At 61.9% G+C, this 16933-nt stretch carries 13 protein-coding genes; 5 read left to right on the top strand and 8 right to left on the bottom strand.

What is annotated here, in order from left to right:
* From J2X15_RS09885 to J2X15_RS09875, 3 genes are all read right to left on the bottom strand, one after another.
* Positions 1 to 239: HAMP domain-containing protein (locus J2X15_RS09885; RefSeq protein ID WP_310342117.1), on the bottom strand; the 239-nt coding region annotated here is incomplete at its 3' end.
* Positions 240 to 388: 149 nt separating this feature from the next.
* Entirely contained in the window at positions 389 to 883 is a 495-nt protein-coding gene (locus tag J2X15_RS09880) for an MCP four helix bundle domain-containing protein (RefSeq protein WP_310342115.1), read from the bottom strand.
* A 134-nt stretch (positions 884 to 1017) separates the two neighbouring features.
* Entirely contained in the window at positions 1018 to 1506 is a 489-nt protein-coding gene (locus J2X15_RS09875) for a chemotaxis protein CheW (RefSeq protein ID WP_310342113.1), read from the bottom strand.
* A 177-nt stretch (positions 1507 to 1683) separates the two neighbouring features.
* On the opposite strand from J2X15_RS09875, the gene J2X15_RS09870 reads away from it, so the two are divergent.
* Both J2X15_RS09870 and J2X15_RS09865 read left to right on the top strand, forming a co-directional pair.
* A complete protein-coding gene (locus J2X15_RS09870) occupies positions 1684 to 3273 on the top strand; it encodes a wax ester/triacylglycerol synthase family O-acyltransferase (protein WP_310342111.1) in 1590 nt (529 codons plus the stop codon).
* 10 nt (positions 3274 to 3283) lie between these two features.
* Complete coding sequence (locus J2X15_RS09865; protein WP_310342110.1) at positions 3284 to 4081, top strand: esterase/lipase family protein; 798 nt, start codon at positions 3284 to 3286, stop codon at positions 4079 to 4081.
* Positions 4082 to 4177: 96 nt separating this feature from the next.
* Here the strand turns inward: J2X15_RS09865 and ppa are convergent, their stop codons facing one another.
* Entirely contained in the window at positions 4178 to 4714 is a 537-nt protein-coding gene (gene ppa / locus J2X15_RS09860; protein WP_105259644.1) for an inorganic diphosphatase, read from the bottom strand.
* Positions 4715 to 4948: 234 nt separating this feature from the next.
* Between ppa and J2X15_RS09855 the strand changes: the two genes are divergently transcribed.
* Both J2X15_RS09855 and J2X15_RS09850 read left to right on the top strand, forming a co-directional pair.
* Positions 4949 to 7012: a sodium-translocating pyrophosphatase gene (locus J2X15_RS09855; RefSeq protein ID WP_310342107.1), complete on the top strand. Its 2064-nt coding sequence runs from the start codon at positions 4949 to 4951 to the stop codon at positions 7010 to 7012.
* Between the two features lie 117 nt (positions 7013 to 7129).
* Positions 7130 to 7768 (top strand): response regulator, encoded by a 639-nt coding sequence (locus J2X15_RS09850; protein ID WP_310342104.1) that lies wholly within the window; start codon positions 7130 to 7132, stop codon positions 7766 to 7768.
* Between the two features lie 15 nt (positions 7769 to 7783).
* Here J2X15_RS09850 and J2X15_RS09845 read toward each other — a convergent pair whose 3' ends face one another.
* From J2X15_RS09845 to J2X15_RS09835, 3 genes are read right to left on the bottom strand one after another with little or no spacing between them, the layout of a single operon-like run.
* Positions 7784 to 9727 carry a hybrid sensor histidine kinase/response regulator gene (locus J2X15_RS09845; protein ID WP_310342103.1) on the bottom strand — a complete coding sequence of 648 codons (1944 nt, stop codon included), beginning with the start codon at positions 9725 to 9727 and terminating at the stop codon, positions 7784 to 7786.
* The gene (locus J2X15_RS09840) at positions 9724 to 10662 is read right to left on the bottom strand and encodes an ABC transporter substrate-binding protein (RefSeq protein ID WP_310342100.1); all 939 of its coding nucleotides are present in this window, start codon (positions 10660 to 10662) and stop codon (positions 9724 to 9726) included. The genes J2X15_RS09845 and J2X15_RS09840 overlap by 4 nt, the downstream gene beginning before the upstream one ends.
* A 4-nt stretch (positions 10663 to 10666) precedes the next feature.
* Positions 10667 to 12592 carry a TonB-dependent receptor plug domain-containing protein gene (locus tag J2X15_RS09835; RefSeq protein WP_310342098.1) on the bottom strand — a complete coding sequence of 642 codons (1926 nt, stop codon included), beginning with the start codon at positions 12590 to 12592 and terminating at the stop codon, positions 10667 to 10669.
* Positions 12593 to 12685: 93 nt separating this feature from the next.
* Here J2X15_RS09835 and moaA point away from each other — a divergent pair, with 93 nt between their 5' ends.
* Positions 12686 to 13846, top strand: a complete 1161-nt coding sequence (gene moaA / locus J2X15_RS09830; protein WP_310342096.1) for a GTP 3',8-cyclase MoaA — start codon at positions 12686 to 12688, stop codon at positions 13844 to 13846.
* Positions 13847 to 13865: 19 nt separating this feature from the next.
* Here the strand turns inward: moaA and J2X15_RS09825 are convergent, their stop codons facing one another.
* Entirely contained in the window at positions 13866 to 16916 is a 3051-nt protein-coding gene (locus tag J2X15_RS09825) for an efflux RND transporter permease subunit (RefSeq protein ID WP_310342094.1), read from the bottom strand.
* Between the last annotated feature and the right edge of the window lie 17 nt (positions 16917 to 16933).

Raw genomic sequence — 16933 nt, 5'->3', positions numbered from 1 at the left:
GCGCTGGCTTGTTGTTCGGTGCGGGCAGAGAGGTCGTGGTTGCCCTGGGCGATTTCGGCGCTGGCGGTGGCGACGGATTCGGAGCCTTGGCGCACTTGACCGACCACGCTGGCCAGATTGGTCTGCATGCGCGTCAACGCACCCAACAGTTGACCGATTTCATCGGTGCCACCAATGGCCACTTGGGTGCGAAGGTCGCCGTTGGACACACGCTCAGCAAGACCTACCGCACTCTTCAAGGGGCCAGAAATAGAACGAATGAGCCAATATGCCGCAGCAATGCCAATGATTCCCGCAAAAACAGTCACGACTACGACCCATGTCAGTGCAGAGGAATAGGCTTTGGTTGCAGCTTTGTTCGAATCTGCGCCACCGTTCTGGTTCAGCTTCACCAATTTTTCCAAAATGTCCCCTGCCGACTGGAACAATTTGAAAGACTCGCCTTCAAATATTTTTTTGCCTCGTCATTTTCGTTCTTGCGCGAATGCTCAAGCATGCGGTTGTTCACTTCAGCCAGATGCGTCCATTCTCCAGAAAAGCTGTCGTAGAGCTTCTGTTCCTCAGGGCTGCTTATCAGCACCTCGTAGGCTTTGCGCAACTTCACCATATCTTCACGCTCTGCATTCACTTTTTTATCGAGGGAGGCCATAGCCGCCTCATCCGTGTTCATGAGGTGCTGCGCTTGGGTGAGCCGTATGTCTGAAGCCATGGTATTCATCGCATTGATAGCCGCCACGCTAGGCAGCCAGTTATCTGCGATGTCTTTAGTAGAGGCGTTCAAAACGCCCATCTGCATCAGTGAAACAGTTGCCATTAAAAACAACATCACCATCATCGCGACCAACGCCCCCACGATTCGCGTTCCAATTTTTAAGTTATTCACGGCAATGTCTCCTAAATATCTGCCGACCAGCTCGCCCTCAAAGCCTGCAGTTGTCTCAAAAAAACGTAATCACCCCAGTGGGGCTGAAGCGTGACCTACCTGCCCGAATTGCTACATTGATGTAGCTGCGGCCATCACCCCAACTCGCCATTGCCCATCAGGGCTTCCATGTTCATCACGATCAACATGCGATCGCCCACATGGGCCAGCCCGACGATGAAACGCGAGTCCAGCGCCGACTCAAACTGCGGCGCGGGCTTGATCGCTCCGGCATTGAGCGTCACCACATCGGACACGCCATCCACCACGGCGCCGACCACTTTGCCGCGCACGTTGAGGATGATGACCACGGTGAAGTCGTTGTAGAGCACCTGCGCCAGGTTGAGCTTGAGCCGCAGGTCGACGATGGGGACGATCACGCCACGCAGGTTGATCACGCCCTTGACGAAGCTGGGCGAGTTCACCATCTTGGTGGGCATCTCATAGGAGCGGATTTCCTGCACGCGCAGGATCTCGATGGCGTAGTCCTCGTCGCCCAGTTTGAGCGTGAGGTACTGGCTGGTATGTGCTGCGCTGCTGCCGTGGCTGGAGTCCAACGTTGGAGAGTTGTGAAGAGCTTCCATAGCGTCACCTCGGCGGCACAGGGGTTGGAAATCCAGCGTTCTTCAATTCATCATACACGCGCGACTTCGTTTCAGGGGTGCCCAACCCAGCTGGTTTTTCAGCACCGTGCAGCCCTTGGCAAACCCTAGCTGTCGGGCGTGGTTTCGGCTGGTACGCTGCGTGCAGGAGACCTCACCATGAAGACCTTGAGCGGCCTTGACGCCACCTTTTTGTACCTGGAAACCCCACAGATGCCCATGCACGTGGGCACCTTTTGTCGCTATGCCCTGCCCGCCGTGCCGCGCTACAGCTTCCACAAGGCGGTGACCGAGCACATCGGCAAACGCATGCACCTGGCCGAGGTATTCAGCCGCAAGCTCGGCCTCATGCCACTGGACCTGGGTCACCCCGTGTGGTTGCGGGTGGACGACGTGGACCTGGGCTTTCACATCCGCAAGGTCAAGGGCCGCACACTCACGCTGGCCCAGGCACAGGCCCACGCCACGGCGCTGCACACCGCGCTGATCGACCGCAGCCGCCCGCTGTGGGAATTCCATGTGTTTGACCGCGTGCTGTGCCCCGACGGCACGGTGTGCGGCGCCATGTACGCCAAAATCCACCACGCCACGCTGGACGGCAAGGCCGGCACCATCCTCAGCCAGGCCATGCTGGACGTGAGCGCCACGCCGCGTGAGGTGCCGCCGCCCAGCGCCCGCACGCGCAAGCCGCAGGACCTGAAGATCGGCCAGATGCTGGGGGCGGTGTTTTCCAACACGCTGGCGCAGTACGCCAAGCTGGCCCGCGCCCTGCCCCAGGCCGCGCAGGCCTTGGGCAGCACGGTGGCCCAGCAAACGCTGAAGGGCACAGGCACCGGGCTGCGTGCCAAGTCACCTATCACGCTGGCGCCGCTCACCGTGTTCAACGTGGCCGTGGGCACCGAGCGCAGCTTTGGCACGGCCAGCGTGCCGTTTGCCGACTGCCGTGCCATGGCGCAGGCCGTGGGTGGTTCGTTCAACGACATCGTGCTGTGGATTTGTGCCACCGCGCTGCGCAGCTACCTGGCGCAGCACAGCAGCATCCCGCGCAAGCCCCTGCTGGCCGCCATGCCCGTGAGCCTGCGCGAAGCGGGCAACAACGACTACAGCACCCAGGCCTCCATGACCGTAGTGGAGCTGGGCACCCACCTGGCGCACCCGCTCAAAAGGCTGCAGGCCATCATGGACTCCACTGCCAAGGTGAAGAATGCCATGGCCAACCTCAAGACCATGCTGCCGACCGACTACCCCTCGCTGCTGGCGCCGTGGGTGGTGGGCGGTATGGCTAAGGCTGCGTTCAAGACCTACAGCGCCACTGGCCTGTCCAAGCGCCTGCCCATGATGGCCAACCTGGTGATCAGCAATGTGCCGGGCCCCCAGGTACCGCTGTACCTGGCGGGGGCGCGCATGCTGAGCTTCCACCCCATGTCCATCGTGGTCCACGGCATTGCGCTCAACATCACCATCCAGACCTACGCAGGCAGCGTGGAATTTGGCGTGATTGCCGACCGCGATGCCCTGCCCCAGGTGGAGGACCTGACCGGGGCGCTGGAAGCCGCGTTTGCAGAAGGCCGCGCGCTCTTAGCCCGCGCCAACAGCGAAAAAGCGCCACAAACCGCCTCCGCAGTCACCAAGGCGACGAAAAAACAGAGTGCCCCAACTAAAGCCGCGGCACCACGGCGGGGCACAGCTGCAAAAGCTGCTACTGTGAAACCCCCTTCTTCAAGAAAGCGGCCATCAAAGGTCGCCTGAATAACGTCGTATGGCAAAAGCAAGCGCACCGGAAACCGATCATCCCCCTGCCCCGAACGCCTGGCTGATGGCGCTGGAAATGCGAGCCCCCTGGGAGCTGTGGTCTTTGCTGCCTAGTTGGCCCGCCCTGGCCAAAGCCCCGACGGGCGATGGCCACCCGGTCATCGTGTTCCCCGGTCTGTCGGCCAGCGACGGCTCCACGCTGCCGCTGCGCAGCTACCTGAAAAACCTGGGCTACGACATTTCGGGCTGGAACCAGGGCTACAACTTTGGGCCCCGCGCCGGTGTGCTGGAAACCGCCAAGCGCCAGGTGCAAGAGACAGCCGATGCCAGCGGTGAGCGAGTTAGCCTAGTGGGCTGGAGCCTAGGCGGCATCTATGCCCGCGAACTGGCCAAGGCCTTGCCAGACCATGTGCGCAGCGTCATCACCCTGGGCAGCCCATTTTCCGGCTCGCACAAAAGCACCAACGCCTGGCGCCTGTACGAGCTCACCAGCGGCCGCAGCATCACCCAGGAGGTGGAGAACTTCGACCTGCCAGCCGCCCCCCCCGTGCCCACAACGTCCATCTATTCGCGCACCGATGGTGTGGTGGCCTGGTCGGCCAGCCTGCAGGCGCCGAGCAAAACCCAGCCCAAGACCGAAAACGTGGAAGTATTTGCCAGCCACATCGGCCTGGGCCTGAACCCCACGGCCTGGTGGGTAGTGGCCGACCGGCTGGCCCAGGCGCCGGGTGCCTGGCAACCGTTTGAACCGACGGGCCGGCTGCAGCAGTGGGTGTTTCCAAACCCCAAACAAAAAGAGCGCTGACCCGGCTGGGTAAGCGCTCTTCTTTTGATAGCTGCTCGCGCAGTATCTACGGGGGCTAGAGGCCTACTTAACCTCTAAAGCCTGCCGCTGGGCGTGTTACGCCTGCTGCTTGTTGTAGTTGGCGATGCCGTCCATGATTTCCTTCTGGGCGGACTCTGGGCCTTCCCAGCCTTGCACCTTGACCCACTTGCCTTCTTCCAGATCCTTGTAGTGTTCAAAGAAGTGGGCGATGGTCTTCAGGCGGAAGGGATTCAGGTCTTCGGGCTTCTTCCACTGGCTGTAGAGCGACAAAATCTTGTCCACGGGCACGGCCAGCACCTTGCCGTCTTCACCGGCCTCGTCGGTCATCTTCAGGATGCCGATGGCGCGGCAGGTCACCACCACACCGGGAATCAGGGGCACGGGGGTGATCACCAGCACGTCCACGGGGTCGCCATCACCCGAGATGGTCTTGGGCACGTAGCCGTAGTTGGTGGGGTAGTGCATGGCGGTGCTCATGAAGCGGTCCACAAAAATGGCGCCCGAGTCCTTGTCCACTTCGTACTTCACCGGATCGGCGTTCATGGGGATTTCGATGATGACGTTGAACGCTTCGGGGACTTTGCTGCCAGGGGTAACTTTGTCGAGGGACATGCTTTGCTCTTTATTGAAAGTAAGAAACGGGAAACCTTCGGGGGGAAACCTAGGGATTAACCCGGATTTTACTGACTAGACACTTGCGTTTTCCCGGGACTGTCATCAAAGCACGCTACATTCGGCCCGTTGGCCAATCATCTCCCCTTGCTTTGTGGGGTGAGGAAGCAACGCAGCGGGGGCATCGCTAGCGTTGTTCCCTCCTTCGCGAAACAACCATAGAGGAGTATTTCTATGACGGGCAACTCGGCGCTCATTTTGGCGCTCGTGTGTGGATTCATCGCCGTGGCATATGGCGTTTGGGCACGCAGTTGGATACTTTCCCAAGACGCTGGCAATGCGCGCATGCAAGAAATTGCAGCCGCCATCCAGACCGGCGCAGCGGCCTACCTTTCTCGCCAGTACAAGACCATCGCCATTGTGGGCGTGGTGCTGGCGATTTTGATTGGCCTGTTTCTGGACGGCCTGAGTGCTGTGGGCTTTGTGGTGGGTGCGGTGCTCTCGGGCGCTTGTGGCTTCATCGGCATGAACGTGTCGGTGCGTGCCAACGTGCGCACCGCACAGGCCGCTACCAAGGGCATTGGCCCGGCGCTGGACGTAGCCTTCCGCGGCGGCGCCATCACCGGCATGCTGGTGGTGGGCTTGGGCCTGTTGGGTGTGACCGGCTTTTACTGGTACCTGGTGCCGGACGGCATGGTGACCACGGCCAAGCTCAATCCGCTGATCGGCTTTGCCTTCGGCTCCTCGCTGATTTCCATCTTCGCCCGTCTGGGAGGCGGCATTTTTACCAAAGGTGCTGACGTGGGCGCCGACTTGGTGGGCAAGGTGGAAGCTGGCATCCCCGAGGATGACCCGCGCAACCCCGCCGTGATCGCCGACAACGTGGGCGACAACGTGGGCGACTGCGCTGGCATGGCCGCCGATCTGTTTGAAACCTATGCGGTGACCTTGATCGCCACTATGGTTTTAGGAGCACTTCTCGCAAGTACTGCGGGGGCTACAGCCGTTTTATACCCCTTGGCACTGGGAGCCGTGTCGATTGTGGCATCCATCATTGGCTGCTTCTTCGTCAAGGCATCGCCCGGCATGAAGAACGTGATGCCTGCGCTGTACAAGGGCTTGGCGATTGCCGGCGTGCTGTCGCTGCTTGCCTTCTACTTCGTCACACAGTCGCTGTTCCCTGCCGCTGTCACGCTGACCGATGGCCACGTGATCACCGCCGGTAGCCTGTTTGGTGCGTGCACTGTTGGCTTGGTCTTGACCGGCGCCTTGGTCTGGATCACCGAGTACTACACCGGCACGCAGTACGCCCCTGTACAGCACATCGCCCAGGCATCGACCACCGGCCACGGCACCAACATCATTGCCGGCCTGGGTGTCTCCATGCGCTCCACCGCCTGGCCTGTGTTGTTTGTCTGCGCGGCCATCTACAGCGCCTTCAGCCTGGGCGGCCTGTACGGCATCGCCATCGCAGCCACCTCCATGCTGAGCATGGCCGGCATTGTGGTGGCGTTGGACGCCTACGGCCCCATCACCGACAACGCCGGCGGCATTGCCGAGATGGCCGAGCTGCCCGCCAGCGTACGCGACATCACCGATCCGCTGGATGCCGTGGGCAACACCACCAAGGCCGTGACCAAGGGCTATGCCATCGGCTCCGCCGGCCTAGCCGCCCTAGTGCTGTTTGCCGACTACACCCACAAGCTGGACGCATTTGGCAAGCACATCACGTTTGATTTGAGCGACCCCATGGTTATCATTGGTCTCTTCATCGGTGGCCTAATTCCCTACCTGTTTGGCGCCATGGCGATGGAGGCCGTGGGCCGCGCGGCGGGCGCGGTGGTGGTGGAAGTACGCCGCCAGTTCAAGGAGATCAAGGGCATCATGGACGGGACAGGCAAGCCCGAGTACGACACTGCGGTCGACATGCTGACCACGGCCGCTATCAAGGAAATGATGATCCCGTCGTTGCTGCCCGTGGTCGTGCCCATTGTGGTGGGCCTGGCCCTGGGCCCGGCGGCTCTGGGCGGCCTGCTGATGGGCACCATCGTGACCGGCCTGTTTGTGGCGATCTCCATGTGCACCGGCGGCGGTGCCTGGGACAATGCCAAGAAGTACATCGAAGACGGCCACCACGGCGGCAAGGGATCCGAGACGCACAAGGCGGCCGTGACCGGTGACACCGTGGGTGACCCCTATAAGGACACGGCGGGCCCCGCCGTCAACCCACTGATCAAGATCATCAATATCGTGGCACTGCTGATCGTGCCGCTGATGATGAAACTGCACGGCGGCTGAGTTCTCCTTCTCCCCCTGCAAAGGCCCGCTTCGGCGGGCCTTTTTCATGTAACAAACTGTCTGCGCTTTGCGCTACCATGGCGCATTGGGGCAGCCCTGCCCGTCTCGAAGCGACCCGTGAAAATACTCGTAATAGATGACCATGCCCTGGTGCGCGAAGGCCTGCACCAAGTGCTCAAAGGACTGGATGAGAACGTCAGCGTGCTGCAGGCGGGTACCTGCGCACAGGCATTCGCCATTGCTGACGCCCATCCTGACCTGGACTTGGTGTTGCTGGACTACCACTTGCCCGACATGACCGGCCTGCAGGCCTTGGACGTGTTTGGCAAAGACCACCCCGAGCTGCCCATCGTTATGCTGTCGGGCTCTGCCAACATCCAGGTCATGCGCCAGGTGCTGCAGTCGGGTGCCTCCGGCTTTGTCACCAAATCCACCCTTAGCGACGAGCTGTTGAACGCGGTACGTCTGGTTCTGAACGGCGATGTGTATTCGCCACTGGAACTGGAGGCTGACTACGGCACCCTACCGTTTGACGCTGCTTCGTCCAAGCCTCCGTTGACGCAACGCCAGGAACTGGTACTGCGCGAGCTGCTGGATGGCCGCTCCAACCGCGAAATTGGTACCAGCCTGAACGTATCGGAAGAAACCGTGAAAACGCACGTAGCAGCCATCCTGCGCTACTTCGACGTGCAGAACCGCACGCAAGCCGTGGTGGCCGCCGCGCGCAGCGGTTACCGCGCCAGCCAGGTCAGCTGAGCCACAATCGCTGGCTCAGGCCTCGTCGGCTACCGACCCGGCCGCCATAACCAGGCGCCGCAACAGGCTGCGCAACTTGGCGGGACGCACCGGCTTGTGCAGCAGGGTCAGCCCGGCGTCTTTGGCGGCCTGAATCAGCGCCGCATCGGTATCGCCACTCATCAAACAGGCCGGAATCTCACGCCCTGCGGTGGCCCGCACCATGGCAATCACGTCCAGGCCATTGCGCTCCTCACCCAGCCGGAAGTCGCTCAGCACCACATCGGGTGGTGCGTAGCCATTGGCAAAGTCCAGCGCCTGCGCCACAGAGGCTGCCGCATGCACCACGCAACCCCAAGAGGTGAGCAAATCGCTGATGGCCTCCAGCGCAAAACCGTCGTCCTCAATCACCAGCACCCGCATGCCCTCCAGCCCCAGCAGGCTGGTGGATTCTGTGGCCACTGCACCGGCCAGGGAGTCCATCGCCTGGGCCACCGGCAAAAAGATGGAGAACCGCGTGCCACAGCCCAGGTCCGAGCGCAGGGCGATGGGGTGGCCCAGCAGCTGCGCGGTGCGCTCCACGATGTTGAGTCCCAAGCCCAGGCCTTGGGCTCGGTCACGCCCCGAATTGCCTACTTGGTAAAACTCTTTAAAAATGTCCGCTTGGTGTGCGGGCGAAATGCCAATGCCGCTGTCAGACACGTCCAGACGCAGCGTGCGCCCGCCGTCCACGCTGCGGCAGCTGATGAGCACGGTGCCACGCTCGGTGTAACGCAGGGCGTTGTTGGTCAAATTCATGACCATGCGCTGCAGCAGCATGGGATCCGTCAGCGCCCAGTGCCGACTAGGGCGCACGCGCAGCCGCAGACCTTTGCCCTCGGCCAGCGGCACCAGCGCCTTGCGCAGACTGGCAAACAGTTCGCCGATGTTGACGGCCCCCCGCTGCACCTGCACAGCACCAGCGTCCAGGCGCGAAATGTCCAGCAGGCCGTCCAACAAATCCTGCATAGACTGCACCGAAGCTTCCAAGCTGGCTACTAGCTGGCGTGTGGGAATGTCCAGTGGCAGCTGCCCCAGCCGGGCGACGAACATGCCCAGCGCGTGGGTGGGCTGCCGCAGGTCATGGCTGGCTGCTGCCAAAAACCGCGACTTGGCCAGCGTGGCGGTTTCGGCCTCTTCTTTTTTCAGCCGCAACTCGCGTGTAGCCGACTCCACCCGGAATTCCATTTCCTCGCGACCCCAGGCCAGGCGCTGCGCCATCTGATTCAAGCGGGTTTGCAACACATACAGCGGATCGGTGGGCAAGGCTTCCGAGCTGGGAGTCAAGTCACCCTCGCCGATGCGTTCGATCATGCGTGACACGCGCAACACCGGTCGCACCACACCTTCGCCCATGCGAGTGGCCAAAAAGCCCCCCAGCACCAAGCCCGCAAATCCCACGGCCAAGGCCAGTAACAGCAACTCGCGTTCACGCGCCAGCAAGCGGCCACGGGAAATTTCCACCACCACGTGACCCAGCACCAGAGGCGCCGGCGGTGTGGGTGGGGCCACACTGGAGCCAAAGAAGTCATCCAGCGGCACGCTACTGGAGGCCACAGGCTCGGCCAGCACATCGATGTCGCGGCTGCGCTGAAAAGCCTGGTACACCGCTCCCGTGGCCTCTTGCAAGCCTTTGTACTGCAGCACCCCGGTGCTGGCCAGCATGCGACCGTCCACATCGAAGACCGCCACCGAGCGCACATCGGCCTCACGCTGCATGCCACCCAACACCACCTGCAGCGCCGACACATTGCCCGAAAACAGTCCGTACTCGCTGGCCAGTGCCGCCTGGCGCGCCATCAGTTTGGCGCGCAGGTCGTGCGACTCATCCAGGTCCGCTACACGGCTGGTCCAAAAAATCGCGACCAGCGCCACCACCACCAGAAAAACCGGCAGCAACGCAGCAGCCAGCATGCGGGCGCGAATGCCTGGGAACATCATGGACGTTTCTCCAGGCGGCGAAGGCGCTCACTGAGCACCCCTTCGTCCAGAGTCAACCCCAACGACCTGGCTACGTAATCGTTCACCAAGACGCTGAACTCCAACGGGTACTGCGACGCCGGCACGGCCCCTCCCTGCAACACCGCACGCGCCATGGTGGCGGCCTGCCCTCCGATCTGGCGCGGAGCGCTGTGCAAGGACATCAGGGCCCCAGCCTTGGTGTAAGCCGGCGAAAACGCCAGCAAGGGCACACGCGAACGGTAGGTCGCCAACAGGATGTTGGAAATGGTGGTGCCGTTGTAGACCGCGGGATCGGCCACCGCCAGCAGCACATCGGTGTCGCTGAGCACGGTTTTGAGCCCGGCGTACAGGGTGATCGGCGAGGTGACGGTGCCGCCCACAATTTCCAGTCCGCGCGACTGCGCGGCCGCGACCAACCCCACCTGCTGCTGCATCGACTCATGGCCCCACAGCACGCCCACGCGCTTGGCATCTGGCAGGGCCAGGCGCAGCAGGTCCAACTGGCGCGGAAAGGGTTGATCCAGGTACAGGGCAGCAACACCGGCAGTGGATTTGTGCACGGTCTCGCGCACGATGCGCTCAAAGCCCAGGCGCGGAATCAGGGCCGCGATGATGGGGGGACGCCCCTCCCGCGGCAAGGCACGGCCCAGGGCCTCCGCCCCCAAGGTAATCCAGACCTTGCCGCCCTGCAGTCCCGCCACCTCGGCACCAGGCGCGTCCGGCACCACCAGTTGCACAATCTCCGCGCGGTCCATACCCGAACGCACCAACTCGGCCACCACAGCCTGGGCGGCTTCGGAATACCCTGCGCTACGCTCGCTGCTGAGAATGACAACGTCCGCACCCCAGCACGCACCGGCGCACCCGAGCGCCAGCGCAGCCAGACATCGGAGAAGCACTGCCAGACCCTGCATCCGCTCAGTTCTCCACCCGCAGGCTGACCATGGCCCTGCGCTCGAACATGAACTTGGCGTCGCCATCGCGCGATGGCACGTCGAGGTTTTGCAGTGTGAAGGCCCATTCGGCCTTGTTCTTGCCGAGTAAAAATCCCTTGGCAATCCGCAAGTCGGTGCGACCCACGGAGTACAGCTTGTCGCTGCCCGACATGAGGCCAATGTCCTCGGACTGTTGGTGCATCAGCGACAACGTGGTGCCCGACGACAGCGTATGCACCGCCATCAGCGATGCTGCAAAGCGTGCCGCGCCATGGGTGGTTTTGAAGCGCTCAGCCCCGGCAATTTGGGTCCAGGTCTGGGAGGCAAACAGTTGGGTGGCCGCGCTGGGCTTCCACTGGATCTGGTGCTCCACCCCGGTGATGCTGAAGTTCTCGATGTTCTGGTAGTCCTCAGGCGACAGATTGGCAGGGCGCTCAATGCCATCCGTAATGCGTTCATCGAAGAAACGCACGTCGCCAGAGATGCCTTGTTTCAGCAGGTTGTAGTTGTAGCCCAGCTCACGGGTGTAGATTTTCTCGGGCAGCAATTGCCCGGTACTTTGCACCGTGGTGATGGGACTGGCGCCATTGATGTCGTAGTAGCGCACCGCAGCGTATTTCTCATAGGCACTGGGTGGGCGGAAGGCACTGGACACACCGGCACGGAGCGTGTGGCCTGGCAGTGCATGCCAGTTCACCATCAGGCGTGGCGAGAAGGTGCCCCCCCCCATGTCGCTCTGCTCAGCCATGGCGCCGGCATTCAACACCCATTCGGGTTGCAGGCGCCATTCAGCGCTGCCAAACAGGCGCGAGAAGTTGGACGTCACCTGGTCACGCATGTCGAAGCTGGAGTGCGAGGTCACCTGCTCGCGCCGCACCTCCAGCCCCCATACCGTACGAAGACGCAGGGTGTGCACCACAGTGTGTTGCAAGCTCAGGGCGTCGTTCACCTCGCGCGCGCTGAAATCAATTGGAATGCCGTAGTAGTTCACGCCCGCGTCATTGCTCAGGTAAGGGAACCTGTCTTTGTGCGTGTTCTCAGTGTGCGAAAAGCTGAACTGGAGGTCCTGGTCGTTCTCCAGGGGTTTGCGCCAGTCCACCTGCACAAACTGCGACCCCAAAAACCGCATGCGCTGCATATTGCCTGGGGAATCGGCGGAGCCACGCCCGGCGTCGATATCCAAGGCGCCCACGCGCATGTCCAGCTCTGCACCGCCATCCATATCCAGCGACGCCACCCCATTTACCCGCGACACGCGGTTGCCGCCGTAAGTCCTTTTCAGGCCCTGGTCACCGCGGGTATCCACGCTGAGCCGGTAGGTGGTGCCCGGCAGGCCCCAACCAATGCTGGCACCCGCGTCGGCCACGTTGTTGTCACCCAGGGTCAGGGAGGCCGTGGAGCCCACTTCGCGTACATCGCGCGAAATAATGTTGATCACGCCCAGGAAAGCACGGGCGCCATAGGTGGCGGAGTTGGACCCCCGCAAAACCTCAATGCGCGCAATGTCGTCCAGCGCCAGGGTTTGCAAACCCAGCCCCGCCGAGCCCTGCAAATGGCCGGAGTACACCGAGCGACCATCGACCAATACCTGGATGCGGTTGGCCCAGTCGTCACTGCGGCCATGGTAGGAGGCCAATGGCGCATCGGTTTCAAAGGATGTGGTCGTCTGAAAGCCAGGCACCAGGCGCAACAGGTCGGCCACATCACGCGCGCCAGAGTTGCGGATAAATTGCCGGTCCAGCACGGTGACGGCCCCCGGTGCTTCGTCCACGGGCTGCGACAGGCGCGATACCGACAACACCACCGGCATGTCACCCAAAAAGTCGCGTTCGCTCACAGCCGTGCCCGTTTGGGCTTCGGCCAGCGCACTGGACAGCAGGAGGGTGACAGCGATAAGTTTGGTAGACATAGGCGTTTCTCCAACGAAAGACCTTGTATTACTTGTAGGGTGATTTTGCACTGGGTTTCTGGGTGTGCCGGGCAAGGCGTGGACAATATGCCCATGGCTGCACCCAGTACACAACGGATAGTCCCTTTGGTCGACCAGCGCTCGGCATCGCTGCAGGTGCCGCGCTCTGTGTTGGAGTCGGCTGTGCACGTCCCAGCAACGGGTCACCTGGGTGACCGATTGGGTCGGCCTCTGCGAGATTTGCGCATCAGCGTGACGGACCGCTGCAACTTCCGTTGCAGCTACTGCATGCCCAAGGACGTGTTCGACAAGGATTACGCCTACCTGCCTCACAGCGACCTGCTCAGCTTTGAAGAAATCACCCGCCTGGCGCGCCACTTTGTCGCCCATGGGGTGTCCAAGATCCGCCTGACAGGGGGGGAGCCTCTGCTGCGCAAAAACATCGAAGTATTGATTGCCCAACTGGCGCAGCTGCGCACGCCCGAGGGATATACCCCCGACCTGACCCTGACCACCAATGGATCCTTGCTCGCACGCAAAGCCACAGCATTGAAGGAGGCAGGACTGCAGCGGGTCACGGTGAGCCTGGACGGCCTGGACGACACGGTGTTTCGCCAGATGAACGATGTGGATTTTCCTGTAGCCGATGTGCTGCATGGCATCGACGCCGCACTGGCCGCGGGCCTGGGACCGGTGAAGGTCAATATGGTGGTGAAACGCGGCACCAACGACCAGGAAATTTTGCCCATGGCCCGCCACTTCAAGGGGACCGGCGTGGTGCTGCGCTTCATTGAGTACATGGACGTGGGTGCTACCAATGGCTGGCGCATGGACGAAGTACTGCCGTCGGCCCAGGTGGTGGAACGCATCCGCGAGGAATTCCCCCTGCTTGCGCTGGACCACAGTACCCCGGGAGAAACGGCAGAGCGCTGGGGCTATGCCAACCCCCAAGGCTTGCACGACACCACGGCCGGAGAAATTGGCGTGATCAGCAGCGTGACCCAGGCATTCTGCGGCAGCTGCAACCGTGCCCGCCTCTCAACAGAAGGCCAGCTCTACACCTGCCTGTTTGCCAGCCAAGGCCACGACCTGCGCAGCCTGCTGCGGGGCGGCCACAGCGAGGCCGATCTGGCGTCGGCCATTGCCCACATCTGGCGAGGCCGAAGCGACCGCTACTCGGAATTGCGAGTCAGCCAGCCCGCTGACGCGGCCACCAGCGCCCGCCGTGTGGAGATGAGTTATATCGGCGGGTAAAGAGGTAGATCGCCTGGCCTCAGGCCGTGTCTTTTTTGGCACCCGGCGCATGCTTGCGCGCCAGCAGCGTGTACATGGTGGGCACCACAAACACGGTGAGCAAGGTGCCCACGGTCATACCGCCCACAATCACCCAACCAATTTGCTGACGGCTTTCGGCTCCCGCGCCTTTGGCAAAGGCCAGCGGAATGGCGCCCAGCACCATGGCGCCGGTGGTCATCAGAATGGGGCGAATGCGCTGCGAGGCCGATTGTTGGATGGCCTGCAGAGTCGCCATGCCCTGCTCACGCAGCTGGTTGGCAAACTCCACCATCAAAATGCCGTGTTTGGTGATGAGCCCCACCAGGGTGATCAAACCGATCTGGCTGAACACGTTCAGAGTCCCACCCGACCATTTGAGCGCCACCAGGGCGCCCGCCATGGAGAGCGGCACGCTCAGCATGATCACCAGCGGGTCCACAAAACTTTCAAACTGCGCCGCCAACACCAAGAAAATGAACACCAGCGCCAGCAAGAACACCAGCGTCAATGAATCCGACGACTTCTTGAACTCGCGACTGGAACCGTTCACGTCGGTGGCATAGCCGGGCTTCAAAACCTTTTTGGCGGTTGCATCCAGAAAATCCAGCGCCTGGCCCAGCGAGTAGTCGGCCGACAAATTGGCCGTGATGGTGGCAGAGCGCCGCTGGCCAAAGTGGTTGAGCTCGCGCGGCACCACCACCTCACGGATTTTTACCAGGGCAGACAGGGGCACCATGGCATCGCCCTTGGCCCGCACAAAGATCTTGTCAATGTCTTCCGGTGCGTCGTGGCCGCTGGCCAGCGTCTGCACCACCACGTCGTACTGCTCACCTTCGCGCTTGTAGCGCGTGACGTTGCGACCACCCAGAATAGTTTCTACTGAGCGGGCAATGGTGTCCACACCCACCCCCAGGTCGGCAGCGCGCTCACGGTCTACCTCCATGCGGAACTCGGGCTTGTTCAAACGCAGATCGGTGTCCACTTGCAGGAAACCGGGGTTCTTGGCCAACTCGTCCTGAAAGGCACGCACGGTTTGTGACAGGTTCTGGTAGCTCTCGGAGGTGATGATCACGAAGTTCACCGGGCGCTGGGTAAAGCCCTGCCCCAAGGACGGAGGGGTGACGGGAAATGCGGTCACACCCGACAGGCCCGAGATGCGCGGCGTCATCTCCTTGGCCATTTCCAGCGTGGTGCGCTTGCGCTCTTCCCAGGGTACAGCCCGGAAAAACACGTTGCCTTGTGCCACGGTGGGGTTGCCGATGGTGGAAAAGACGCGGTCAAACTCCGGGTAGCTCTCGCCCACCTTTTCAATGGCTCGTGCATAGCGGTTGGTGTAGTCCAGCGTCGAACCATCGGGTGCGTTGAGCTGCGCCAACACCACGCCCCGGTCTTCCAGCGGGGAGAGTTCGCGCTTGATGTCAGACATCACCGACCAGGACACCACGCCGCTGCCCAGCATGGCCAGGACCACCAACCAGCGGTGGCGCAACGTCCACGCCAGCACCCAGCCATAACCCTTGGTGAAGGACTCTAGTAGATGCTCCATGGTGCGGTCAAACCAACCCGGTTTGGGGTTGTGGCGCAACAGCACCGAAGACATCATGGGCGAGAGTGTCAGCGCGACCACACCCGACACCGTGACGGCGCCTGCCAGTGCCAGCGCAAATTCAGTGAACAGGCGCCCTGTGCGCCCTGGCGCAAAGGCCAACGGCACGTACACGGCCACCAGCGTGAGCGTCATCGCCACAATAGCAAAACCCACTTCGCGCGCCCCGCGGATGGCCGCCTGGAAGGGCGGCATGCCATCTTCAATGTGGCGGTAGATGTTTTCCAGCATCACGATGGCATCGTCCACCACCAAGCCAATTGCCAACACCAAAGCTAGCAGCGTCAGCGTGTTGATGCTGAACCCGGCGAGTGCCATCAGCGCAAAGGTGCCAATCAAGGCGACCGGAATCGTGACCAGCGGGATGATGGCGGCACGCAGCGTACGCAGGAACAGAAAGATCACCAGCGCCACCAGCACCGAGGCTTCCACAATGGTCTGGTATACGGCCTTGATCGAGCGGTCAATAAACACCGAGTTGTCGTTGGCCACATCCACGGTCACGCCGGGTGGCAGGTCTTTCTGGATCTTGACCATCAGCTGGCGCACGCCGGCTGACAGGTCCAGCGGGTTGGCTGTAGCCTGACGAATCACGCCTACACCAATCGCATCGCGGCCGTTCAGCCGCACACTGGTACGTTCATTAGCGGGGCCTTGCTGTACGCGGGCCACATCGCCAATGCGTACCGGAAAACCGTTCACCGATTTCACCACCACCTGCGCGAACTCCTGTGGGCGACGCAAATCGGTGGCCGCCGTCACATTGAATTCGCGTAGGGTACTTTCGATGCGTCCCGCAGGCACTTCGATATTGGATCGGCGCAGGGCATCCTCCACATCCTGGATCGTCAGGCGGTAGGCCGCCAGCTTGGCAGGGTCCAGCGCGATCTGCATGGAGAACTTGCGCTCACCCTGCACCGTCACATCGGCCGCGCCGGGTGCCGTCTGCAAAATGGGCTTGACCAGGGTATTGGCCATTTCCGAGAGCTGCAATGCGGAATGCGTGTCCGAACTCAATGAAAGGAAAATCACGGGAAAGGCATCCGCTTCCACCTTGGCGATCACCGGCTCGTCTATACCCTGTGGCAGACGCTGCCGCACGCGTGAGGTCTTGTCGCGCACATCGGCCGCGGCCGAGTCGGCATCGCGTGACAGCGCAAAACGAATGGAGATCTGGCTGCGCTCCTGGCGGCTGCTGGACGTGATGACGTCCACTCCTTCGATACCGGCCAGGGAGTCTTCCAGAACCTTGGTGACCTGGGCTTCCACCACCTCACTGGATGCACCTGAAAACTGGGTGGTGACCGTCACCACGGGCTCGTCGATCTTGGGATACTCGCGCACCGAAAGTCGGTTAAACGACACCGCCCCCACGAGCATGATCAACAGGGACAGTACGGTCGCGAAGACCGGACGACGAATAGAGGTTTCCGCCAACTGCATGGTGCGCTTGCCTCAGT

The organism is Rhodoferax saidenbachensis (genome assembly GCF_031457975.1).
Lineage (GTDB): Bacteria > Pseudomonadota > Gammaproteobacteria > Burkholderiales > Burkholderiaceae_C > Allorhodoferax > Allorhodoferax saidenbachensis_A.
The sequence above is the reverse complement of the archived record's forward strand: the minus strand, read 5'-3'. Positions and strand labels throughout refer to the sequence as shown.